The sequence below is a fragment of the Mycolicibacterium mageritense genome (assembly GCF_010727475.1).
Lineage (GTDB): Bacteria > Actinomycetota > Actinomycetes > Mycobacteriales > Mycobacteriaceae > Mycobacterium > Mycobacterium mageritense.
In genome coordinates this window covers 269,531-291,604 of record NZ_AP022567.1, presented here as the reverse complement: position 1 = coordinate 291,604, position 22,074 = coordinate 269,531, and the positions used below count along the sequence as shown (strand labels likewise).

General features: G+C 68.1%; 19 protein-coding genes. 12 read left to right on the top strand and 7 right to left on the bottom strand.

From position 1 onward, the window contains the following. The first annotated feature begins 17 nt into the window (after positions 1 to 17). Positions 18 to 1,514: a GMC family oxidoreductase gene (locus G6N67_RS01425; RefSeq protein WP_036437438.1), complete on the top strand. Its 1,497-nt coding sequence runs from the start codon at positions 18 to 20 to the stop codon at positions 1,512 to 1,514. Between the two features lie 2 nt (positions 1,515 to 1,516). Here the strand turns inward: G6N67_RS01425 and G6N67_RS01420 are convergent, their stop codons facing one another. Beyond that, positions 1,517 to 2,176 (bottom strand): O-methyltransferase, encoded by a 660-nt coding sequence (locus tag G6N67_RS01420; protein ID WP_036438521.1) that lies wholly within the window; start codon positions 2,174 to 2,176, stop codon positions 1,517 to 1,519. A gap of 79 nt (positions 2,177 to 2,255) precedes the next feature. Here G6N67_RS01420 and G6N67_RS01415 point away from each other — a divergent pair, with 79 nt between their 5' ends. Further along, a complete protein-coding gene (locus G6N67_RS01415; protein WP_036437435.1) occupies positions 2,256 to 3,155 on the top strand; it encodes a LysR family transcriptional regulator in 900 nt (299 codons plus the stop codon). Positions 3,156 to 3,213: 58 nt separating this feature from the next. On the opposite strand, the gene G6N67_RS01410 is transcribed toward G6N67_RS01415, so the two are convergent. Continuing rightward, complete coding sequence (locus G6N67_RS01410) at positions 3,214 to 4,428, bottom strand: acyl-CoA dehydrogenase family protein (protein ID WP_036437433.1); 1,215 nt, start codon at positions 4,426 to 4,428, stop codon at positions 3,214 to 3,216. A 104-nt stretch (positions 4,429 to 4,532) separates the two neighbouring features. On the opposite strand from G6N67_RS01410, the gene G6N67_RS01405 reads away from it, so the two are divergent. Then, a complete protein-coding gene (locus tag G6N67_RS01405) occupies positions 4,533 to 5,768 on the top strand; it encodes an alpha/beta fold hydrolase (protein WP_036438518.1) in 1,236 nt (411 codons plus the stop codon). On the opposite strand, the gene G6N67_RS01400 is transcribed toward G6N67_RS01405, so the two are convergent. Next, a complete protein-coding gene (locus G6N67_RS01400; protein ID WP_179976795.1) occupies positions 5,761 to 7,437 on the bottom strand; it encodes an oligopeptide ABC transporter substrate-binding protein OppA in 1,677 nt (558 codons plus the stop codon). The two genes, G6N67_RS01405 and G6N67_RS01400, sit on opposite strands and share 8 nt — an antisense overlap. Positions 7,438 to 7,562: 125 nt before the next feature. Between G6N67_RS01400 and G6N67_RS01395 the strand changes: the two genes are divergently transcribed. Beyond that, positions 7,563 to 8,891: a hypothetical protein gene (locus G6N67_RS01395; RefSeq protein ID WP_051579012.1), complete on the top strand. Its 1,329-nt coding sequence runs from the start codon at positions 7,563 to 7,565 to the stop codon at positions 8,889 to 8,891. A 3-nt stretch (positions 8,892 to 8,894) separates the two neighbouring features. Here the strand turns inward: G6N67_RS01395 and G6N67_RS01390 are convergent, their stop codons facing one another. From G6N67_RS01390 to G6N67_RS01380, 3 genes are read right to left on the bottom strand one after another with little or no spacing between them, the layout of a single operon-like run. Further along, a complete protein-coding gene (locus G6N67_RS01390; protein WP_036437430.1) occupies positions 8,895 to 10,724 on the bottom strand; it encodes an oligopeptide ABC transporter ATP-binding protein OppD in 1,830 nt (609 codons plus the stop codon). Then, complete coding sequence (locus G6N67_RS01385) at positions 10,721 to 11,656, bottom strand: oligopeptide ABC transporter permease OppC (protein WP_036437428.1); 936 nt, start codon at positions 11,654 to 11,656, stop codon at positions 10,721 to 10,723. Before G6N67_RS01385 ends, G6N67_RS01390 begins: the two co-directional genes overlap by 4 nt. Then, positions 11,653 to 12,630: an oligopeptide ABC transporter permease OppB gene (locus tag G6N67_RS01380; protein WP_036438512.1), complete on the bottom strand. Its 978-nt coding sequence runs from the start codon at positions 12,628 to 12,630 to the stop codon at positions 11,653 to 11,655. The genes G6N67_RS01385 and G6N67_RS01380 overlap by 4 nt, the downstream gene beginning before the upstream one ends. A 251-nt stretch (positions 12,631 to 12,881) precedes the next feature. Here G6N67_RS01380 and G6N67_RS01375 point away from each other — a divergent pair, with 251 nt between their 5' ends. From G6N67_RS01375 to G6N67_RS01365, 3 genes are all read left to right on the top strand, one after another. Further along, positions 12,882 to 13,103 (top strand): hypothetical protein, encoded by a 222-nt coding sequence (locus tag G6N67_RS01375; protein WP_229477571.1) that lies wholly within the window; start codon positions 12,882 to 12,884, stop codon positions 13,101 to 13,103. A gap of 108 nt (positions 13,104 to 13,211) precedes the next feature. Further along, the gene (locus tag G6N67_RS01370; RefSeq protein WP_230022600.1) at positions 13,212 to 13,433 is read left to right on the top strand and encodes a hypothetical protein; all 222 of its coding nucleotides are present in this window, start codon (positions 13,212 to 13,214) and stop codon (positions 13,431 to 13,433) included. Positions 13,434 to 13,590: 157 nt separating this feature from the next. Further along, positions 13,591 to 13,857, top strand: coding sequence for a hypothetical protein (locus G6N67_RS01365; protein ID WP_131524787.1), 267 nt, complete (start codon positions 13,591 to 13,593; stop codon positions 13,855 to 13,857). Here the strand turns inward: G6N67_RS01365 and G6N67_RS01360 are convergent. Then, positions 13,854 to 14,312, bottom strand: a complete 459-nt coding sequence (locus G6N67_RS01360; protein WP_036437418.1) for a hypothetical protein — start codon at positions 14,310 to 14,312, stop codon at positions 13,854 to 13,856. The genes G6N67_RS01365 and G6N67_RS01360 overlap by 4 nt on opposite strands. 197 nt (positions 14,313 to 14,509) lie before the next feature. Here G6N67_RS01360 and G6N67_RS01355 point away from each other — a divergent pair, with 197 nt between their 5' ends. The 5 genes from G6N67_RS01355 (at position 14,510) to G6N67_RS01335 (ending at position 21,993) form a co-directional block, all read left to right on the top strand. Beyond that, complete coding sequence (locus G6N67_RS01355) at positions 14,510 to 15,214, top strand: response regulator transcription factor (protein WP_036438510.1); 705 nt, start codon at positions 14,510 to 14,512, stop codon at positions 15,212 to 15,214. Further along, positions 15,192 to 16,838, top strand: coding sequence for a sensor histidine kinase (locus tag G6N67_RS01350; protein WP_036438508.1), 1,647 nt, complete (start codon positions 15,192 to 15,194; stop codon positions 16,836 to 16,838). Before G6N67_RS01355 ends, G6N67_RS01350 begins: the two co-directional genes overlap by 23 nt. Before the next feature lie 97 nt (positions 16,839 to 16,935). Continuing rightward, on the top strand, positions 16,936 to 18,735 hold the full coding sequence (locus tag G6N67_RS01345; protein WP_051579011.1) for a glycosyltransferase family 39 protein: 1,800 nt from the start codon (positions 16,936 to 16,938) through the stop codon (positions 18,733 to 18,735). A 55-nt stretch (positions 18,736 to 18,790) separates the two neighbouring features. Further along, entirely contained in the window at positions 18,791 to 20,077 is a 1,287-nt protein-coding gene (locus G6N67_RS01340; protein WP_036437411.1) for a bifunctional glycosyltransferase family 2/GtrA family protein, read from the top strand. 23 nt (positions 20,078 to 20,100) lie between these two features. Then, positions 20,101 to 21,993: an ArnT family glycosyltransferase gene (locus tag G6N67_RS01335; protein ID WP_081812706.1), complete on the top strand. Its 1,893-nt coding sequence runs from the start codon at positions 20,101 to 20,103 to the stop codon at positions 21,991 to 21,993. The last annotated feature ends 81 nt before the right edge of the window (positions 21,994 to 22,074 follow it).

The following is a 22,074-nucleotide window of genomic DNA, read 5'->3' as shown; positions in this document are numbered from 1 at the left end:
CGCATACACTCCGCCACGTGGAGGCTGACTACATCGTGGTGGGGACCGGTTCGGCGGGTGCGGTACTGGCGAACCGGTTGAGTGCTCGACCGGACGTCTCGGTGCTGGCATTGGAGGCCGGGCCGCGTGACCGCAACAAGTTCATCCATATCCCGGCGGCGTTTTCGAAGCTGTTCCGCAGCGAGGTCGACTGGGATTACCTGACCGAGCCGCAGCCGGAACTGGACGGTCGCCAGATCTATTGGCCGCGTGGCAAGACCCTTGGCGGCTCGTCGTCGATGAACGCGATGATGTGGGTGCCGGGATTTCCGGCCGACTACGACGAATGGGGTGACCACGCCGGTGCGGACTGGAATTATGCGAGCCTCGAGAAGTACCTGAAGCGGGTCGAGGCCGGCCCGCTCGTGATCGAGGCCCAGCGCAGTCCGCGCAGCTCGACGGCCGCGTGGCTGGCCGCCGCGAGGGAGTGCGGACACGAGGGGTTCCGCGAGACGCGGGTCACCCAGCGCCGCGGGGCCCGGTGGAGCACCGCCGACGCCTATCTCAAGCCCGCGCTGCGGCGCCGAAATCTCAACCTTCTCACGGAGGCCACGGCCACTCGCGTCGTCTTCGCGGGAAACCGGGCCATCGGCGTCGAATTCGACAAGGGCGGCGTGCGGGACGTGGTGACCGCACGGCGCGAGGTCATCCTGTGCGGCGGTGCGATCAACTCCCCGCAGCTACTGATGCTGTCGGGCGTCGGGGACCGCGACCAGCTGGCGCGCCACGGTGTCGACGTGATCCAGCATGCGCCCGGTGTCGGCGCGAATCTCCTTGACCACCTGGTGGTTCCGCTGGGTTTCGAGGTCGAGCACGACAGCCTGTTCGCCGCCGAGAAGCCGCTCGAACTCGTCAACTACCTGACGCGGCGGCGGGGCATGCTGACCTCGAATGTCGGTGAGGCCTACGGGTTCGTCAGCAGCACGCCCGAATTGGACCTACCCGACTTGGAACTGATCTTCGCGCCGGCCCCGTTCTTCGACGAGGGCATCGGCGACCCGTACGGCCACGCCATCGTGATGGGCCCCATCCTGCTCAAACCCCGCAGCCGGGGCACCATCACGTTGCGCTCGGCTGATCCGATGGCCAAGCCGATCATCGATCCGCGTTACCTCAGCGACCCAGCCGACCGCACCGCGTTGATGGCCGGGCTGCGGATGACCGCCGAGATCGCGCAGGCGCCTGCCCTGGCGAACGTGATCGGCAAGGTCGCCCGGCCGCTCGACGCGAGCACGTTGGACGACGAAACGCTCACGCGGGCCCTGAATTCGGTGTCACACACGCTGTATCACCCTGTCGGCACGTGCCGCATGGGAAGCGACGAGGACAGCGTCGTCGACCCGCAGCTGCGAGTCCGGGGGATCGAGGCGTTGCGGGTCGCCGACGCGTCTGTGATGCCGACGCTCATCCGGGGCCACACCCACGCGCCGAGTGTGCTGGTCGGCGAGAAGGCGGCCGAGCTGATCGCGGGCTGAGCTCAGCTCAGCCGCACACACGCCTGGATGCCGTCGGAGACCGGCAGCGTGACCGCGACGTAGGTGTCGGACTCCGCGAGGTAGCGCCGCAGCGCACCGTGCGCGTCGTGGCCGAAGTCGAGGTTGACGTCGTCGACGAGGATCAGCGTGCCGGGGCGAAGCCGCGGCTCGAGGATCTCGAGGACCGGCAGCGCCAGCTCCGGCCAGCCGTCGAGCAGGACGAGATCCACCGGTCCGGTGATGTCGGCCAGCGTTTCGCGTGCGTCGCCGACGCGCAGGTCGATCACGTCGGCCAGCCCCGCATCGGTGAAGTTTCGTTGTGCGGCAGCGGCTTTCTCGTGTTGCAGTTCTGTCCCGATGACGGTGCCGCCGCCGTTGTCACGAACCGCGCTGGCCAGGTAGATGGTCGACACGCCGAACGACGTGCCGTACTCGACGACCGTGCGAGCTCCGGTGGCGCGGGCCAGCAGGTACAACAGTTGCCCGCCGGTCTCCGAGACCGACATGTACACGTCTTTGAACAGATCGGCGCGGTGGGCCGCATCGGCGTCGACCGGATAGCCGCCGACCGTCGCGAACACGGCCGGGTCGTTTTCCTGCTCGGTGGTCAGAAGGTGTTGCAGCACAGTGGATACCGGATCGGTTGTCAGGGTGTTTGTCATGCCGTTCACGCTATGCTCGTTCTGGATTGCCTTCCAGTGCATGTTTGGTAAGCAATAGTTGTCAGAAATGGAATTGAGTATGGAACCGAATCTCGACCTCAACCTGTTGCTCGCGCTGGATGCGTTGCTCGACGAACGCAGCGTCGGTGGTGCGGCCCTGCGCCTGCACACCTCGGCCCCGGCGATGAGCCGGACGTTGGCGCGGCTGCGGCGGGTGCTGAGCGATCCGGTGCTGGTGCGGGCGGGTCGTGAAATGGTCCCGACACCACGCGCATTGGCGATGCAGGGCACGGTGCACGACATCGTGGCGCAGGCCAGGGCCGTGTTCATCCCTCCGGATGTTCCCGAGCCCGCGACGCTGCAGCGCACGTTCGCGGTCCAGCTGGGCGAGGGCCTGTTCAGCACCATCGGCTCGCGGCTGCTCGCGGAGATCCGGGCTCAAGCTCCCGGCGTCACGGTGCGCTTCGTCGGGGAGAGCCATGAGGACACGCAGTCGTTGCGCGACGGGAGCGTCGACATCGAGATCGGCCAGATCCGGCGCACGGAACCGGAGACTCACATCGAGCACGTGGTGGACGACCGGCTCGTCGGGGTCGTGCGGTCAGGCCACGCGCTGGCCGGAAAACGCGTCACGCTCAAGCAGTTTGCCGCTGCCGAGCACGTGGTGTTCTCCCGGCGCGGCAGGCTGCGCGGGCCGGTCGACGATCTGCTCGCCGAGCACGGGCTGCGCCGTCGAGTGGTGGCCTGCGCGCCCAACCCGGCCGGCGGGCTCTTCCTGATCAAGGACAGCGACCTGGTGGGCATGCTGCCCGCCCGCATCGGGCAGCATGCCATCGACACCTTCGGGCTGCGGACGTTCGCGATCCCGCTCGACCTGCCGCCGCTCGTGCTCAGCATGGCCTGGCATCCGCGCTACCACGCCGACGGCGCGCACCGCTGGCTCCGCGATTGCGTGCGCACCGTCATGCACCACGAGTGATTTGTGCGCGTCGAGCGGCGCTGACCGCCGGTGAACGCACACAAATCACTCGGGATCATCAAAAGTAGGCGTTGGCCGGAACGGGCGTGCCGTCCAACAGGTTCTGGCCGATCACGCGGGCCTTGTAGGCCACGGGGTTGTGCAGCGTGATGGTGCGGATGTTGCGCCAGTGCCGGTCCAGGTTGCGCTGCCTGCTGGCCGCGCTCGCGCCGCCGAGCTCCAGAAGCCGGGTCGCCGCCTCGGGTGCGACGTCGTCGAGGTGCACCTTGACCTTGGCGACCTTGAGCTGTGCGTCGGCGGCCAACTGCGCATCGGGCACGCCGTCCACTTCCGAATCGGTCGCCGCGGCGATGGCCGCCGCGGCGTCCAGCACCGCGGCCCGCGCCACGTAGGCGGTGCTGGCCAGCACGCCGAGCTGACGTTGCAGCAGCGGATCTTCGGACGGCCGCTCGGTGAGCGCATGGCTGAAGTTGCGGTCCCGCGACCGCAGCAACGCCACGCCGTCGTCGACGACATTGGCCAGGATGCCCGCGACCACGGCGTGGATGAACAGCTGCAGCGATGCGTATTGCACGGTCGGGGTCGGCGCTGCGTCGTACGGGCTGTCGGTGAGCACCTCGTCGGCGGCCACCGCAACGTCGGTGAACGTTGTCGTGCCCGTGCCCGTGCGACGCTGCCCGAAGCCGTCCCAATCGTCGACCAGGCGCACACCGTCGCGGTCCGCCGGGACGATCACGGTCGCGACCGAATCGTGGTCGGTGGTGGCGGTGACGGTCAGGTAGTCGGAGAACAGCGTGCCGGTGCTGTAGTACTTCTCGCCGGTGAGCGTGTATCCGCCGGCCGGGGCGGGCAGCAGCCGGGTGTTGAACACCAGGCTGCCGACGGCCAGGGAACCCTTCTCGCTGAACGCGTTTCCGAAGATCTTGCCCGCGGCGATTTTGCGCAGCCAAGCCTGCGACACGGGGTCCGACGCGGTGCGCAGCCGCTCCTCGGTGAACCAGAAGTGGGTGCGGAAGATGTGCGCGACGATCGGATCGGCCTGTGCCACGTCGATCACGGCCGAGAACAGCTGCGGCACGGTGAAACCGGCGCCGCCGAGGGATTCGGGCAGGCGCAGCGTGCCGAAGCCGGCCCGCTTGAGCAACGCGACCTGGTCGAAGGGATTCTCGTCCGCGAGATCGCGATCTTTGGCGCCCGCGGCGATCTGGGCGAGCAGGTCGGACCATGCCTCGGTGCCGGGCAGGATGTGGGTGACGTCCTCAACGCTTGTCATGGCCATCGTTGTATCGAGTGACCGCACGGTGAGGCACTGCTTTGGATCAGCTCGACGCAAAGGCGGCTACCGGGGCCGCGTGGCCGCGGGCACAATGGACGCCGATGACCATGAACGCCAAGCGCAGGCGCAGGCACGACAAGCTCGCCGCGCTACCGGGAGTCCGCGCGGTCCGGCGGCCCGTGGCCCCCGGCGCTGGTGAACATTTCGACCTCTTCTACGTGCGCACGGGCCGCAAGTCCACGCATCCGGTGGTGATCATTCCCGGCGGCCCCGGCGTCGCTTCGGTGCAGCCGTACCGCGGTCTGCGGCGGCGTGCCACCGCGGCAGGCCTCGACGTCATCATGATCGAGCACCGCGGCGTCGGGATGTCGCGACACAACGACGCCGGCGCCGACCTCGGACCGGCAGCCATCACCGTCGACCAGGTCGTGGACGACATCGCGGCGGTTCTCGACGACGCGGGCGTGTCGACCGCGATCGTGTACGGCACGTCCTATGGTTCGTATCTCGCGGCGGGTTTCGGGGTCCGCCATCCGCACCGGGTCGAGGCGATGATCCTCGACTCGCCGCTGCTGTCCACCGCGGACATCGAAGCGATGCGCACGGCGATCCGGGATCTGCTGTGGCACGGCTCCGATCCGCAGACCGCGGCGCTGGCCCCCAAGGTGCGGCGGCTGGTCCGCACCGGGGTGCTGGCGCGTTCCGGTGGCCAGCTCGCGGGCCTCCTGTACGGATACGGCGGCGCGGCCCTGCTGGACCGGCAACTGGACCTCTTGCTGCACGGCCGCACCATGCTGTGGTGGGCGCTGACGCACCTGGACCGGCTCACCACCCGAAAGGCTCCGTACCGCAACGAGGTCGATCTGGTCGCGCGGATCGCATTCCGCGAGTTGGACTATGCCGGCGTGCCCGACGGGCTTCCGCTCGATCCCGCGCTCGACATGCACGAGATGGCAGACAACGCAAAGAATTTCGAGCCGTTCGAGACCGAGCCGTACGACCTGGTCGCAGATATGCCGCAGTTCTGCTGGCCCACCGCCGTCATCTCAGGTGGCCGTGACCTCACCACACCGCCCGCGGTCGCCGAGCGCATCGCCTCGCTGATACCGGGCGCGACGCTGGTGCGGATGCCGACCGCAGGGCACAGTGTGCTCGACAGCCGGGAACGGGCCGCGCTGACCGTGATCGACGCCGTACGCACGGGGACCGTCGACCGGCTGACGGCGCAGCAGCTCGACGCGCTACCGGAACGGCCCGCGTTGCGGTTGCTCGTGGCGGCCATCTCGGCGGCCGCGCGCCTCGAATCGGTCCTGCCGCTGCGGCGGGTGGCTACTTGATGAAGCCGATCTTGGTGTAGTCGGCGTCGGCCAACCCGAAGGCGCCGAAGTTGGCCAGCGTGTCGCGGACCGCGACGTTGCCCGGAGACTGGAACAGGGGCAGGCTGAACACCTCCTCGAACAGCATCGTGTCCAGCTCGTTGGCGAAAGCGCGGGCTTTCTCGGGGTCGAGCTCGGCGAGGGTCTGCTCGATCTTGGCGTCGATCTCCGGGCTGCCGATGTGGCCGAAGTTACTGGCCCCGTTCTGGGCGTAGATCTGGGTCAGCGAGCTGAGCGGGAACGCGTCGCCCAGGAACGCGAATTGGGAGATGTCGAAATCACCCTTGCTGATGTAGTTGGTGAAGAAACCGGTGCCGGGCTTGGAATCGAGCTTGAGCTCGACGCCGATCTGGGCCAGCGTGTTCTGCGCGACCTGCGCGACCTGCTTGGTGCTGCCCGCGTCGTAGAACACGTCGCGGATCACCAGCCGCTTGCCGTCCTTCTCGCGGAACTGCCCGTTGAGTTTCCAGCCCAGTGCGTCGAGTTCGGCCTTGGCCTGCTCGGGGTTGAACGCGACCGGCGCGCTGTTGTCCTGGTAGCCCTTCTGCCCCGCGACGAAGATGTGGTTGTTGAGCGGCACCGGGTTGTCGGTCAGGCCGCGCTGGGTGAAGTTGGCGATGGCCTGCCGGTCGATGCCCTTGGCGACCGCGCGGCGCAGTGCCGGGTCGGACAGGATCGAGCCGGGCGCCCCGTTGAACGTGAAGTGATACCAGCTGGGCGAGGGAGCCCGCCGGATCGCGATGCCCGGTGTCTTGCGGGCCGTGGTCAGCTCGTCGAGCGATGTGGTTCCGGTGGCGTCGATCGCGTTGTCGCGCAGCGCAGGCATCCGGGCCTCGTCGGCGAGCACCAAATAGGTGATGCTGTCCAGGAGCGGTGGCGTGCCCCACCATTTCGGGTTGCGGGTCAACGTGATTCGCTGTGCACCGCGGTCGATGTTCGACACGATGAACGGTCCGGCCGACGGGCCGGGTCCGTTGAGCTGACCCTTGTTGAACACCTCGGGGTTGGCGGTCATGCTCTTGGGCAGCAGCCGGCCGTTGCCCGCGAACATGCCCTGCCAGTCCGCATACGGCTTGGCGAACGTCATGACGGCCTGACGGTCGTCGACACCGCGCGTCACCGAGGCCACTCGCTCGAAGCCGTTGGGCGCCGCGATGACGAACGCGGGATCCTTGCCGCTGTTGGCCTCGGCCTGGGACTTGATGTCTTCCCAGGTGATGGGTGTGCCGTCCGACCACACCGCCTTGGGGTTGATCGTGTAGGTCACCACCTGCGGGTTGGTGCCGGTCAGCTCGACGTTGGTGAAGAAGTCGGTGTTCACCGAGGTCGTACCGTCAGCGGCGATGTTGAAGGCGCGGGGCAGCGTCGGCTTCGACAGCGCGCCGACGTCGCCGGTGTTGCCGTCGAGGTGCAGCGGGTTGAAGTTCGACGGGAACTCCGTCAGCGCAAGGCGCAGGTTGCCGCCCTGCTTGAGATTCGCCGGATCCTGCGGATTGATGTCGCTGGTGGTGCCGACTTCGGCGTTACCGCCGGCCGACGGGGTCTCATCATTGCCGCCCGAACACCCCGTGAGAACCAGCCCGGTGACAACGGTGGCGACGGCCAGACGTCGGATCCTCAATCCGTTCATCCCGCCGATGCTAGAGGTAGCCGGACCGAAATGGGGGCAGGACCTCCGACCGCGCGCGTTCGGCGGTGCCGGGATGGCAACTGCCGATACCGTGTGCAGGGGTTGCTCGACGGGGGAGGACGGCCGTGACGGACACGCCTGCCGCAGAAGTTCGCTGGCCGCTCGCGACGAGGATCGGTTTCCGGTTCGGATTCTGCTTCTTCGGCCTGTTCGGCCTGGCCTGCCTCGTGGGTTTGACACCGATCCTGCTGGCCGGGGCGGGGGTCCACCTGCCATGGACGTCGGTGTCCGGGCTGCTCGCGACGGTGCGCGCGCCGATCGAATGGACCGCGTCCCACGTGCTCGGCCTTCGGGTCGAGAGCATGCAGGTCGGCAGTGACAGCGCGTTCCAGTGGACCGCGCTGTTCCTCATGGTGGTGGTCTCGGTGGTCGCGACGGCGCTGTGGTCGGCGCTCGACCGCCGGCGCGGCGGCTACAAGAGGTTGCTTGCCTGGTTCACGTTGTACCTGCGGTTCGTGCTGGCCACGGCGATGTTCTATTTCGGCATGGCCAAGGCCATCCCGACGCAGATGCCGTTCGTGCTCAACCGGCTGGTCGAGCCGTTCGGCAACTTCAGTCCCCAGGGCGTGTTGTGGTCGCAGGTGAGCATCTCGCAGCCGTATCAGATCGCGCTCGGTGCGGCCGAACTGCTCGCTGGGGTGCTGCTGCTCGTCCCGCGCACGGTGCCCGCGGGAGCGCTGCTGTGCGCGGTCGACATGACGCAGGTGTTCCTGCTCAACATGACCTACGACATCCGGCTCAAGACGGTCTCGTCGATGCTGCTGATGATGAGCCTGTTCCTGCTCGCGCCGTACGCGGCGCGGCTGGCGGCGGTGCTGTTCTCCGAACGTGCGGTTCCCGCGATGCGGATGGCCCCGTTGTTCACGAGCCCGCGGGCCAACCGGATCGCGCTGGTGGTCCAGCTGCTGCTCGGGACGATGCTGTTGGGGCTCACCGCGGCGCAGAACTGGCAGCAGTGGGCCAGGCCCGTGCCCGAGCTGTACGGCATCTACCAGGTCGACGGCTTCTCGGCCGAAGGCTACCGGCGGGATCCGCTGCTCACCGACGAATTGCAGTGGCGGCGAGTGATCTTCGACCGCTCGTTCAACATCACCGATCCGGTGCGGCTGACCATCCAGCACATGGACGACTCGTTCGAGGAGTATGGCGGCACGATCGACCCGGCGCGACACTTCATCGATCTGAACCACTACATCGAGTTGGGCACCTACCGCGAGACACCCGTGCGCGTACGCCTGACGTACTGGTGGCCGGGCCCGGACCGGTTGGTCATCGACGCCGACGACTATGCCGGCCACCGGATCCACGCGTGGTGCACCAAGGTGGATCCCAGCTCGTTCCCGTTGGTCGAGCGCGGCTTCAGCTGGGTCCGCGAGCAGCCGTACAACCGCTGAGGGCTAGCCCACGGTCGGCCGCGGCACCGCGGCGAGCAAGCGCCGGGTGTACTCGTGTTGCGGATCGGTGAATATCGTGTCGCCCGAACCCTGTTCGACGATGGCGCCCCGGTACATGACCGCGACGTCGTGGGCCAGATGTTTGACCACCGAAAGGTCGTGCGAGACGAACAGATAGGACAGCGCGAACCGGTCCTGCAGTTCGAGCAGCAGGTTGATGATGCCGGCCTGGATGGACACGTCCAGCGCAGAGACCGGTTCGTCGAGCGCAAGGATCTTGGGCTGCAGCGCCAGTGCGCGCGCGATGCCGATGCGTTGCTTCTGGCCACCTGAGAACTCGGCGGGGTAGCGGCTGGCGTCACCGTGCCGCAGGCCAACGACCTCAAGCAGTTCCGAAACCCGGTCGGCTGTGCGCTTCTTGTCGAAACCGTTGGCGGCCAACGGTTCTGCCAGTACGTCGAACACCGGGAGCCGCGGGTCCAGCGCCGCGACCGGATCCTGGAACACCACCTGCAGATCGGTGCGCACGGCACGGCGTGATCGGCGGTCCAACGCGGCGACATCGGCTCCGAGTACCTCGATGGACCCGGCCTGCGGTGCCGTCAGCGCCAGAATCTGGTGCAGTGTGGTGGATTTGCCCGAACCTGACTCCCCGACGATGCCGAGCGTGCGGCCCTGCCGGAGGTCGAAGCTGACCTTGTCGACGGCCCGGACTTCGCCGATCTGGCGGCGGAACACCACGCCCTTGGTGAGCTTGTACGTCTTCACCAGGTCACGCACCGAGAGCACCAGCGGTGCGTCGTCCGGCGGTGCGGCGGCCGCCGGGGCGGGCACGTCGTAGATCTCGGTGGCGCTGCGGCCCGCCACCTGGTCGGTGCGGATGCACGCGGCCCGGTGGTTCCGGCCCACCTCGACGAGTTCCGGTTCCGCGGACCGGCATTCGTCGACCACCAGGGGACACCGGGGACCGAACGGGCAGCCGGGTGGCAGTGCCGTCATCGATGGTGGCGCACCCGGTATCGGCACCAGACGGGTGCCCTGCTCGGCGTCGAGCCGCGGCACCGAGCCCAGCAGCCCGACCGTGTACGGCATGCGCGGTGCCCGCGCCAGCTCGGCGACCGAGGCGTGTTCGACGGCGCGGCCCGCGTACATCACCAGAGCGCGGTCCGCGAATTCGGCGACCACCCCGAGATCGTGGGTGATGATCAGCACGCCCGCGCCGGTCACATCGCGGGCGGTCCGCAGCACGTCGAGGATCTGGGCCTGCACCGTGACGTCGAGGGCCGTGGTGGGTTCGTCGCAGATCAACAGGTCGGGATCGTTGGCGATCGCGATCGCGATGACGACGCGTTGACGCTCACCGCCCGAGAGTTCGTGCGGGAAAGCCCTGGCACGGCGGTCGGGCTGGGCGATGCCGACCAGCTCGAGCAGTTCGACGGCGCGGACCCGGGCGGCGTGCCTGCCGATCTCCGTGTTGTGCGCCTCGATGGCCTCGGCGATCTGATCGCCGACGGTGTACACGGGCGTGAGCGCCGACATCGGATCCTGGAACACCGTGCCGATCGCGTTGCCCCGCACTTGTGACAGCTCGGCATCCGACTTACCCAGCAATTCCTCGCCACGCAGCCGCACCGAGCCCGTGACCGCGGCGTACTCGGGCAGCAGCCCGATCACCGACATCGCGCTGGCCGACTTTCCGGCCCCGGATTCGCCCACGAGTGCGAGCACCTCTCCGGCGTCGACGTGGAAGTTCAGCCCCCGCACCGCGGGCACCTCTTCGGTCTCGGTCGGGAACGTCACGGTCAGGTCGCTGACCTCGAGCAGCCGGCTCACTTGTAGGCCTCCCGCTTGTCGCGCCTGCGCCGCCGCAACCGGCCGCTGCCGGGATCGATCGCGTCGCGCAGCCCGTCACCGGTCAGGTTGGCGCACAGGATGATCAGCACCAGCATGCCGGCCGGGAACAGGAACACCCACGGGAACGTGGTGGCCGACCTCGTGCCGTCGGCGATCAGTGTGCCCAGTGACACGTCGGGCGGCTGGATGCCGAAACCCAGGAAGCTCAACCCGGTTTCGGCAAGGATGGCCACGCCGACGTTGAGTGCGGTGTCGATGATCAGGATCGACGCGACGTTGGGCAGGATGTGGCGCACGATGATCCGCCAGTTGCTGACACCCATATACCGTGCCGCCACGACGAATTCGCGTTCGCGCAGCGTCATGGTCATGCCCCGCACGATGCGGGAGCTGATCATCCAGCTGAACACCGAGAACAGCACGATCAACCAGAACACGCGGTCGGCCTGACCCAGCCGTGGTGTGACGATTGCGATCAGGATGAAGCTGGGCACCACCAGGAGCACGTCGACGATCCACATCAGCGCGGCGTCGCGCCAGCCGCCGAAATATCCCGCGATCGATCCGACGGTCGCCGCGATGATCGTCGAGATGAATGCCACGCAGACACCGATCAACATGGATTTCTGCATGCCGCGCAGGGTTTGGGCCAGGATGTCCTGGCCCAGCGCGTTGGTGCCGAACCAGTGCTCGAGGGTCGGCGGCTGTTGCAGTGCGTAGTAGTCGAGATCGGTGTAGGAGTAGGGCAGCAGCGGCGGCAGGGCGTAGCACCCGACGAACATCACGGCCAGCACGATCACCGATACCACGGCGGGCTTGTTGCGCACGAAGCGCCGGAACACCAGGGTCCGCCGGGTCGCGAACTGCTCGGTGTGCAGGCCCGACCGGGCCGTGGTGGCAGTTTCCGTCATCGCGTCCTCACCCGGGGATCCAGTGCCGCATAGATGATGTCGGACAGCAGCCCGGCCAGCAGGATCACCGTGCCGGTGAACACCGTGATCGCGGCGATGATGTTGGTGTCCTGCGTCGCGATGCCCTGCACGACCCATTCACCCATGCCGTGCCAACCGAAGATCTTCTCGACGAACACCGCGCCGGTGACCAGACCCGCGACGCCGTAGGCGAACAGCGTGGCCATCGGGATCAGCGCGGTGCGCAGTCCGTGTTTGAACAGTGCGCGCCTGCGGGTGAGTCCCTTGGCCCGCGCGGTGCGGATGAAGTCCTGGCCGAGCACGTCGAGCATCGCATTGCGTTGGTAGCGGCTGAATCCCGCGATCGCGGCCAGCGCGAGGGTGAACGTCGGCAACACCAGATGCTGCAGCCGGTCGACGAACTGGTTCCACGAACCGCCGACGGCGTCGGACGAGGTCTCGCCCGTGTATTCGAACAGCTGCACGCCCAGCACCGAATTGACGTTGAGCGCAGCCAGGATCAACAGGTTGGCGATCACGAATGTCGGTGTGCTCAGCACCAACAGTGACAGCACGGTGATGACGCGGTCGGACAATCGGTACTGGCGGATCGCACCCCAGGCACCGACCACGACCCCGATCACCGTGCCGAGGACCGATCCGATGACCAGTAACCGCAGGCTGACGCCGATCCGGCGCCACAGTTCGTCGCTCACGGGTTGCCCGGTCACGGTGGTGCCGAAGTCGCCGCGGATGGCTCCGGCAGCCCAGTCGACGTACCGGACCGGGATCGGCTTGTCGAGGCCCAGTTCGGCGGCCTTGGCGTCGATGGTCGATTGCGGCGGGCGCGGATTGCGTTGCAGCAGGCTGTCGAGCGGTTCGAACGTCAGCGCCGTCAGGCTGAACGTCAGGAAGCTCGCCAAGGCCAGCAGCACGATGTAGTTGAGCAGGCGGCGCGCCAGAAACCGCGTCATGTGATCGAGCCCCTGATCGCCGTGCCCCTGCCGCGCATGGGAGACAGGGTAGATCAGCGAAACCGAGCTGCCCGTCACGTCGCGGCGCGCAGCGTGTGGCGGGCCAGCGGGCACATGGCGACAATTCCCAGCCTGCCGCCAGCTGGGTCGCAGATGTGGCGCGTTCACTGGATGTCACCTGCGGTTTCTCCACTACATCCCGGCAAGTGAGGTGCGAAATGGTGAAAACCTGTAACAGCAGATCCACTGGTGTGAAGTTGCTCGCGGCGGCCGTCGGTGGGGCCGCCACGCTCACGCTCGGCGTACTCGGCTTGTCCGCGGGGTCGCCGACCGCGGTGACCGCGAGCTCCCACAACATGAACATCGGCCAGACCACCACCGAGACCACGCCGCCGACGGCGCCCGCGGTCTCGATGGCGGTGCCGGGGATCAAGGGCTACACGCCGCCGTCGGGCTTCGCGACGACGCACTGATCCACGTTTGGCGCGGCAACCTCGCGGCTACTCGGTGTGAGACCCCAACACCGAGTGGGCAGAGGTGATGCTGAGGTGAATGCGACAAATACTCATAGAACTCTTATTTTGGCGTCGGGCAGTGCCGGTGTGGCCGCCGTCGCGGCGATGGCGATTCTCGGGACGAGTACGCCCGGAGTGGCGGCTGATCCGCAGGAGCCGGTCGAGACCACACCGATCACCACTGGTGAGACGGTGACCGAGACGGTTCCGCCGACCTCGCCCGAAACGTCCGTGGCGACGCCGCCGGTCTCGGTGACCACGCCGTCCGGTTTCGCGACGCCGCACTGACCGCAACCCGTTGCGATCTCGCTGCCGGGTTGCCAATTCGTGCTCGGCCGCTAGGGTCACCCATGGGCGCAGCGGGGGTGTGCTCGTGCGTGAACTGTTCAACGGGCCTTCCCGCTGAACGGGGGGCCTGACCGGATACCGAATGGGGTGGGTCAGAGTGGCCAATACGAAGAACAGCGAAGTAAAGAACAGAACACAGGTCAGATTCCTGATGGCGGTCGCCGGCGCGGCGGCTGCCGTGGCGATGGCGGTGCTGGGCCCCGTGATGGCTCAGTCGTCAAGTGCTGCAGGAATTTTCGGTGATATGCCGCAGGCCTCGGTTGGTGAGACGGAAACCAAGTCCACTGCACCGTCTGAGCCCGAGACCACGTTTGCGACGCCGCCGGTCAAGGTCGAGCTGCCTGACGGCTACGGCAACGGCTAGCGAGTATGCGGCGGCGGATCGCCGATGGTCGTGGCCGTTGCGCGGGCGCCTGCGCGGGTACCGCGGATGAGGACGCGATCGTCGACCGTGAACGGCGGGTCGGCAGCCTTGGGCAGGGTGTAGGTCTGGCTGAAGCCGTCGGAACTCCGCACGGTCACCGACGTCGGCGACATCGCCGTGATGACGCCGACCTGGGTGATTTCGGTGGTGTAGGCCCCGGCCGGGTTGGTGTGCACCGACTCGCCGTGCACGAGGTCTGCCGAGTCGTTCGCGGCCAGAGGCCCCGGTGGGCCGCTCCGGCCAGGTCCGTCCTGGCCGGGCGGTCCACCATGGCCGGGCGGGCCGTCGCCCCAGCCCATCGTCGGACTGTCGGTGGCCGCATACACCGCGGCACCGCCCAGCCCGGCGATCGCCGCGGCCACGGCCACCGCGCCCAGGCTCTGTCGCATGCCCATGGATCCACCGTGCCGACCGCGGCTGTGTGTGGGCTGTGCCTGCGGTCAGCGACATATGTGTGGTCAGGCAGCCCACAGTCGGGCGGACAGATTTTCACAGCGGGCGCATAGACACCGCACAGTCGCGCCATATCGCGCGGTCGAATAATGGACCCGTGCCTGCCACTGCCAACGACAACGAACCGGCCCGCGCGGTCATGCGCCGCGCCGACGGCAACCCGATCCAGGTGCTGGTGGTCGACGACGAACCCGTCCTGGCCGAGCTCGTGTCGATGGCGTTGCGCTACGAGGGGTGGGACATCGCCACCGCGGGTGACGGCGCGAGCGCCATCGCGGCGGCGCGGGAGAACCCGCCGGACGTCGTGGTGCTCGACGTCATGCTGCCCGACATGAGCGGTCTCGAGGTGCTGGGAAAACTGCGGGAGCAGATTCCCGGGTTGCCGTTGCTGCTGCTGACGGCGAAGGACTCCGTCGAGGACCGCATCGCGGGCCTGACCGCGGGCGGCGACGACTACGTCACGAAACCGTTCAGCCTCGAAGAGGTCGTGTTGCGGCTGCGGGCTCTGCTGCGCCGGACCGGCGTCACGAGTGAGGACGGCGGCGCCAAGATCATCGTCGGTGACCTGGTGCTCGACGAGGACAGCCACGAGGTGACCCGCGCGGGCGAGCCGATCACGTTGACGGCCACCGAATTCGAGTTGCTGCGATTCATGATGCGCAACGCCAAACGCGTGCTCAGCAAGGCGCAGATCCTCGACCGGGTGTGGAGCTACGACTTCGGCGGCCGGTCCAACATCGTCGAACTCTATGTCTCGTACCTGCGTAAGAAGATCGACAGCGGGCGCGAACCCATGATCCACACCTTGCGCGGTGCGGGGTATGTCCTTCGACCCGCGCGCTGAGGTGGCCGCCGGAACCCGGTGGTGGTCTCCGCGCACCTGGTCCTTGCGCCGACGCCTGGTGCTGACCCAGGTCGCGCTGCTGGCCGTGGTCTGCGCCGTCATCGGCATCGCGACGGAGTTTGCGCTGCAACGGTTCCTGATGAACCAGTTGGACGATCAGGTGGTCGAGGCGGGTCGCCGGTCGGCTGCGATCTTCGAACTGCCACCGCCGCCCATGGGTTTCCCCGGGCCGACCATCGTGCTCGGGCAGCCGGGCATGGGTCCTCCGATGGGACCGCCACCCGGTCCGGCCGGTCCGTTCGAACCGCCGCGGCCCGGCAGGCACATCCGCGTGCTCTTCGATCCCGAGCAGGGCCCGGGCCCAGGGTTTCTCAACGCGCCCGGACAGGCGGCCCGCACCGTGGGCGCGGTCGTCACGCCGGGGCGGCCGATCGACGCGGGCGTGATCACCGCCGACGGTGATCGTGTCGAGGTCAGTCCTGCTGCGGCCGAGCAGCTTTCCCAAGTCCCCGCCGATCACACACCGGAGACGGTCGATCTGGACGGGCTCGGCCGGTACCGCCTGATCGGAATGCATCCACGCCACGGCGGTCCGCAGCTCATCGTGACCGGGCTGCCGACGTCAGTGGTCGATGACACCCTGCTGTGGGTGCTCGGCATGTTCTGTGTGCTCGCCGCGGTCGCGCTGATCGCCGCGATCACCGGTGGCATCCTCATCATCAGACGCCAACTCGCGCCGTTGTCGCGGGTTTCGGCCGCCGCACGCGAAGTGGCCGATCTGGAGCTCGACCGCGGCGAGGTGCGACTGCCCACCCCGATCGTCCGCGTCGATCCGGCCAGTGCGCACACCGAGGTCGGCCAGCTCGGCACCTCGTTGAACCGGATGCTCGACCGCATCGCGAGCGCATTGTCGGCGCGTCATGCCAGTGAGACCCGGGTTCGTCAATTCGTCGCCGACGCGAGCCATGAACTGCGTACGCCGCTCGCCGCGATCCGCGGCTATACCGAACTGGCCCAACGGAAACGCGACGCCTTACCTGACGACGTCGCGCACGCCATGAACCGTGTCGAGTCCGAAACCGCGCGTATGACCCAGCTGGTCGAGGACATGTTGCTGCTGGCGCGGCTCGACGCCGGGCGGCCGCTGGAGCGCGAACCGGTCGACCTGTCGCGGCTCGTGGTGGACACCGTGAGCGACGCCCACATCGCGGGGCCCGACCATGTCTGGTCGCTGGAGCTGCCGGACGAGCCGGTCGTCGTCGAAGGGGATGAGGCCAGGCTGCATCAGGTGCTGGGCAATCTGCTGGCGAACGCACGCACGCACACCCCGGCCGGCACGTCGGTCACCGTGACCCTGGCTGCCGACGCGGACGGTGCCGCGGTGCTGACAGTGGCCGACGACGGCCCGGGGATACCCGAGACGCTGCAGCCCGAGGTGTTCGAACGGTTTGCCCGCGGCGACTCGTCACGTTCCCGGCGGGAAGGCAGCACGGGCCTCGGCCTGGCAATCGTCGCGGCGGTGGTCAAGGCGCACCGCGGCAGCATCGAGGTTCACAGTGTGCCCGGCGCGACCACGTTCACGGTACGGCTACCCGACGGAGCTTCACAGATTACGCACAGGTAGGGCCAATCCGGCACCTAGTCATCGCCACAACGATGAAGGGGTGACTCTGGTTCTTCCCGCCGAGCAGACACACACTCGCGCAAAACCCGTTCCGGTCGTGCGATTCTCTGTCTGCTCGCATCGGGTTGGCCTGGGTCTGCTGCTCGCGGCAACCGCGGTGTTGTACCTGTGGAACCTGTCCGCCAGCGGATGGGCGAACGCCTTCTACTCCGCGGCCGCCCAGGCCGGTGGCAGTGACTGGACCGCGATGCTGTTCGGGTCGAGCGACGCCGCCAACGCCATCACCGTGGACAAGACCCCGGCGGCGCTGTGGATCATCGACCTCTCGGTCCGGTTGTTCGGCCTCAATCCCTGGAGCGTGCTGGTGCCGCAGGCCCTGGAGGGCGTCGCGGCGGTCGGGGTGCTCTACGCCGCGGTGCGCCGAGCGGCCGGGCCGTGGGCCGCGCTGCTGGCCGGCGCGGTGCTCGCCCTGACCCCGGTGGCCGCGTTGATCTTCCGGTTCAACAATCCCGACGCGCTGCTCGTACTGCTGCTGGTCGTCGCGGCCTACTGCGTGCAGCGCGGCATCGAGCGCGACGCGAGCCGGTGGTGGTTCGTCGCTGCAGGCGCCGCCGTCGGATTCGGCTTCCTGGCGAAGATGCTGCAGGCCTTCCTGGTGTTGCCGGCATTCGCCGCGGCAGCCCTGGTGGCCGGTGACAGATCCCTGCGCAGCCGGTGTGCCGATGTGCTGGCGGCCGGCGTGGCGATCATCGTCAGCGGCGGTTGGTATCTGCTGCTCGTCGAGCTGTGGCCGGCCTCGGCCCGGCCTTACATCGGCGGTTCGCAGAACGACAGCATCGTCGAACTGGCATTGGGATACAACGGATTCGGCAGGCTCACCGGTGAGGAGACCGGCGGGCTCGGCAATCTGAACTTCGACGTCGGGGCCGGACGGCTGTTCGGTGCACAGATGGGAGCCGACATCGCGTGGCTCCTGCCTGCCGCGTTGATCTGCCTCGTCGCCGGGCTCGTCGTCACCCGACGGGCTCCGCGCACCGACGCCACCCGCGCGGCGCTAATCCTGTGGGGCGGTTGGTTGCTGACCACCGCCGTGGTGTTCAGCTTCATGAACGGCATCGTCCATCCCTATTACACCGTGGCGCTCGCACCAGCGGTCGGCGCGCTCGTCGGGATCGGGACCACCGTATTGTGGCGGCAGCGCAACGACATTCGCGCCGCGACCGCCCTTTCGGGCACGGTGCTGCTCACCTCGGTCCTGGCCGCGGTTCTGCTCGCGCGCCATGACGGCTGGCTGCCGTGGCTGCGGGCGGCGGTGGCCGTCGTGGGGGTCGGCGCCGCGGTTCTGCTGCTCGTGGTCGGCAGGCTGGACCGGCCGATGGTGAAGCTGGCGGCGGGCCTGGCCGTGGTGGCATGCCTGGCGGGCCCGGCGGCGTTCTCGGTCGCCACCGCGGCGAGCCCGCACAGCGGGGCCATACCGTCGGTCGGTCCGTCCCGCGGTGGCGGGGGTTTCGGCGGCATGTTCGCCGCACCCGATCCGGGCGCGACGTTGACGGCGACACTGGCCGCCGACGCCGATGCCTACACCTGGGCAGCGGCCGTTGTCGGGTCCAGCAATGCCGCGGGATACCAATTGGCAAGCGGCGCACCGGTCATGGCGGTCGGCGGGTTCAACGGGACCGATCCCGCGCCTACGCTCGACGAGTTCGAGCAGCTCGTCGCCGAACGGCAGATCCACTACTTCATCCACGGTCGGATGATGGGTGGCTTCGGCGGCCGCGCCACCAGCGGCTCCCGCGAGGCCGCCGACATCGCCGATTGGGTGCAGGCGCACTACGCGCCGTTGACCATCGACGGCGTGACCATCTACGACCTGACGCAACGTGCGACGAACACATAGCAGGCGCATAGCTTCGCCCCACGGGGAACACACACCACCGGAGAACGATGAGGATATGACAGACACAGCCGTGCATGACGACATCGACCGCGTCGCATCCTCTGTTCAGGGAGACCGGTTTCAGTTCGGGTCACGCCCCAACGCGGCGGTGATCGCCCGCGCGGCAGGCGTCCCCGTCCTCGACGTGGTGGTCCCCGTGTACAACGAGCAAGCGGCCCTTGCACATTCGGTGCGCAGGCTGCATCAGTACCTGCAGGAGAACTTCGCGCTGCCGGTGCGCATCACCATCGCCGACAACGCCAGCGTGGACGACACCCCGCATATCGCGGCGGAGCTGGCTGCCGAACTCGACAACGTCCGGGTGGTGCGGTTGGAGGAGAAGGGGCGTGGCCGCGCTCTGCGTGCGGTGTGGTCGGCATCCGACTCGCCCGTGCTGGCCTACATGGACGTCGACCTCTCGACGGACCTCGCGGCGCTGGCGCCGTTGGTCGCGCCGCTGATCTCCGGGCATTCCGATCTGGCGATCGGCACGCGGCTGAGCCGAGGCTCACGCGTGATCCGCGGCGCCAAACGCGAATTCATCTCGCGGTGCTACAACTTCATCCTCAAGAGCACGCTCTCGGCGCGGTTCTCCGACGCGCAGTGCGGATTCAAGGCGATCCGTGCCGACGTCGCCAAGCTGCTGCTGCCACATGTCGCCGACACCGGCTGGTTCTTCGACACCGAGTTGCTGGTGCTGGCCGAGCGCAGCGGCCTGCGAATTCACGAGGTGCCGGTCGACTGGGTCGATGACCCGGACAGCCGCGTCGACATCGTGGCGACCGCGACGGCCGACCTCAAGGGCATCGGCCGGCTGCTGCGCGGGTTCGCCAACGGTTCGATACCCGTCAACACCATTGCCGCCCAGCTCGGTTCGTCGCGAGGCTCGGCTCCGGCCGGCTCACTCCTGCGCCAGGTGGTGCGCTTCGGCGCGGTCGGTGTGGTGTCGACACTGGCCTACCTGCTGCTGTTCATGCTGTTGCGGGCCGGGCTCGGCGCGCAGGCCGCGAACCTGGTGGCCCTGCTGGTCACCGCGATCGGTAACACCGCGGCCAACCGCCGCTTCACGTTCGGCATCGCCGGGTCGACCAGTGTGACGCGCCACCACTTCGAAGGGCTCATCGTCTTCGGGATCGCGCTGACCATCACCAGCGGCTCGCTGGGCCTGCTGCACGTGTTCACCACCGAACCGCACCGAGCCGTCGAACTGGCCGTGCTGATCGCGGCGAACCTGGTGGCCACCGTTGTCCGCTTCGTGCTGTTGCGCGGCTGGGTGTTCCATCCGGCCCGGACCCGCCGCTGAACGCCAACCGAAAGACACCGAACATGACGACAATCGTTGAGGCACAATCGGACACCCCGGAACCCGTGGTGCTGTCCGGAAGGCCGCCGGGTACGCCCCGGTGGATCCGGCCCGCGTACTGGGCCATGCTGGCCGCAACCGCGGTGCTCTATCTGTGGGGTCTGGGTTCGTCGGGCTGGGCCAACAGCTATTACGCCGCGGCCGCCCAGGCGGGCACCCAGTCGTGGAAGGCGTGGCTGTTCGGATCCTTGGACGCCGGCAACGCCATCACGGTGGACAAGCCGCCCGCTGCCATGTGGGCCATGGGGCTCTTCGGCCGGATCTTCGGGTTCAACGAATTCACCATGCTGCTGCCACAGGCGCTGATGGGGGTGGCCGCGGTGGCCGTGCTCTACGCCACAGTGCGCCGCACCAACGGCCCGGGCGCGGCTCTGATCGCGGGGGCGGCCCTGGCGTTGACGCCCGTGGCCACGGCGATGTTCCGCTACAACAACCCCGACGCACTGCTGGTGCTGCTGCTCGTGGTCGCGGCCTACTGCATGGTGCGGGCGATCGAGAACGGCAGCTACCGCTGGGCGGCGCTGTCGGGATGCGCCCTCGGCTTCGCGTTCCTGACCAAGATGCTGCAGGCGTTCCTGATCGTTCCCGGTCTGGCGCTCGTGCTGCTGGTCGTCGCGCCGGTGAGTTTGTGGCGGCGGCTGGGCATGCTGGCGGTCGGCGGTGTCGCGATGATCGTGTCGGCGGGCTGGTACATCGCGCTGGTGGCGTTGTGGCCTGCCGACTCGCGGCCGTACATCGCGGGTTCGACCGACAACAGCCTGCTGCAATTGGCGTTCGGCTACAACGGAATCGACCGGATCGTCGGACAGAACCAGCCTGGCGGCGGACCCGGCCACGGCCCGGGCGGTGGTGGGGCCAACCTGTTCTTCGGCGGTGAGGCCGGAATCGGCCGGCTGTTCGGGATGTCGATGGGCACCGAAGCGTCGTGGTTGCTGCCAGCCGCGCTGATCGGTCTGGTCGCCGCGCTGTGGCTGACGCGACGGGCTTCGCGTACCGCGGGCGTGCGCGCCGGGCTGCTCATGTGGAGCGGCTGGCTGCTGGTGACCGGCGCGGTGTTCAGCTTCATGGACGGCACCATTCACCCGTATTACACCGTGGCACTGGCCCCGGCCATCGCGGCGCTCGTCGGCATCTCGGTGGCCGAGTTGTGGCGCGTCCGTGATCGTTTGCCGGCCCGGGTGGTGCTGGCCGTGATGATGGCGGGCACCGGCGGGTGGGCCTTCGTGCTGCTGAACCGGACCCCCGACTGGCTGCCTGCGCTGCGCTGGATTCTGCTCGGCGGTTCGATCCTCGTCGCCGTCCTGCTCGCGGTGCGCGCTCAGCGGCCGGGCCGGGCCACGGCGGCGCTGGTGCTGGCCGCGATGATCTTCGGTCTCGGCGCGACCGCGGCGTACTCGATCCAGACCGTGGCCAACGGCAACAGCAGCGGACCCATGGCGACGTCGGGCCCCAAGCGGGACTGGGGCTTCGGCGGCCCGGGTGGTGGTCCGCCCGGATTCGGCAAGGCCGACGACGCGGTGCTCGGCGAACTGTTGGAGGGAGTCGGCAACCGTTGGGCCGCAGCCAGTGTGGGCTCGATGATGGTCAGCGATCTGGAGCTCAAGACCGGCGCGTCGCTCATGGCGATCGGCGGGTTCACCGGTGGCGACAACTCGCCGACCCTGGCGCAGTTCCAGCAGTATGTGGCCGATGGTCAGGTGCGGTATTTCTTCGATCGCCCGGCAGGCGATCGGGGCGGCCCGCCGCACGATGCCAACGGCAGTGCGGGTGAGATCACCGCGTGGGTCAAGCAGCACTTCACCGGCACGCAGACGGGTGGGATCACCGTCTACGACCTACAGGCACCGCACAACTGATCCCCGAGACCGCGACGGCTGCCCCGCTTCCCCCGAGCAGGGCAGCCGTCGCCTTTTCACGGCGAGCAGACGTGCCGGTAC

Bases quoted from the DNA above. Each gene is read 5' to 3' on its own strand.
- G6N67_RS01410 (WP_036437433.1), bottom strand. From the start codon at position 4,428: ATGACAAGCGTTGAGGACGTCACCCACATCCTGCCCGGCACCGAGGCA.
- G6N67_RS01340 (WP_036437411.1), top strand. From the start codon at position 18,791: ATGACAGACACAGCCGTGCATGACGACATCGACCGCGTCGCATCCTCT.
- G6N67_RS01400 (WP_179976795.1), bottom strand. From the start codon at position 7,437: ATGAACGGATTGAGGATCCGACGTCTGGCCGTCGCCACCGTTGTCACC.
- G6N67_RS01405 (WP_036438518.1), top strand. From the start codon at position 4,533: ATGACCATGAACGCCAAGCGCAGGCGCAGGCACGACAAGCTCGCCGCG.
- G6N67_RS01385 (WP_036437428.1), bottom strand. From the start codon at position 11,656: ATGACGGAAACTGCCACCACGGCCCGGTCGGGCCTGCACACCGAGCAG.
- G6N67_RS01350 (WP_036438508.1), top strand. From the start codon at position 15,192: ATGTCCTTCGACCCGCGCGCTGAGGTGGCCGCCGGAACCCGGTGGTGG.
- G6N67_RS01360 (WP_036437418.1), bottom strand. From the start codon at position 14,312: ATGGGCATGCGACAGAGCCTGGGCGCGGTGGCCGTGGCCGCGGCGATC.
- G6N67_RS01335 (WP_081812706.1), top strand. From the start codon at position 20,101: ATGACGACAATCGTTGAGGCACAATCGGACACCCCGGAACCCGTGGTG.
- G6N67_RS01355 (WP_036438510.1), top strand. From the start codon at position 14,510: ATGCGCCGCGCCGACGGCAACCCGATCCAGGTGCTGGTGGTCGACGAC.
- G6N67_RS01420 (WP_036438521.1), bottom strand. From the start codon at position 2,176: ATGACAAACACCCTGACAACCGATCCGGTATCCACTGTGCTGCAACAC.
- G6N67_RS01380 (WP_036438512.1), bottom strand. From the start codon at position 12,630: ATGACGCGGTTTCTGGCGCGCCGCCTGCTCAACTACATCGTGCTGCTG.
- G6N67_RS01415 (WP_036437435.1), top strand. From the start codon at position 2,256: ATGGAACCGAATCTCGACCTCAACCTGTTGCTCGCGCTGGATGCGTTG.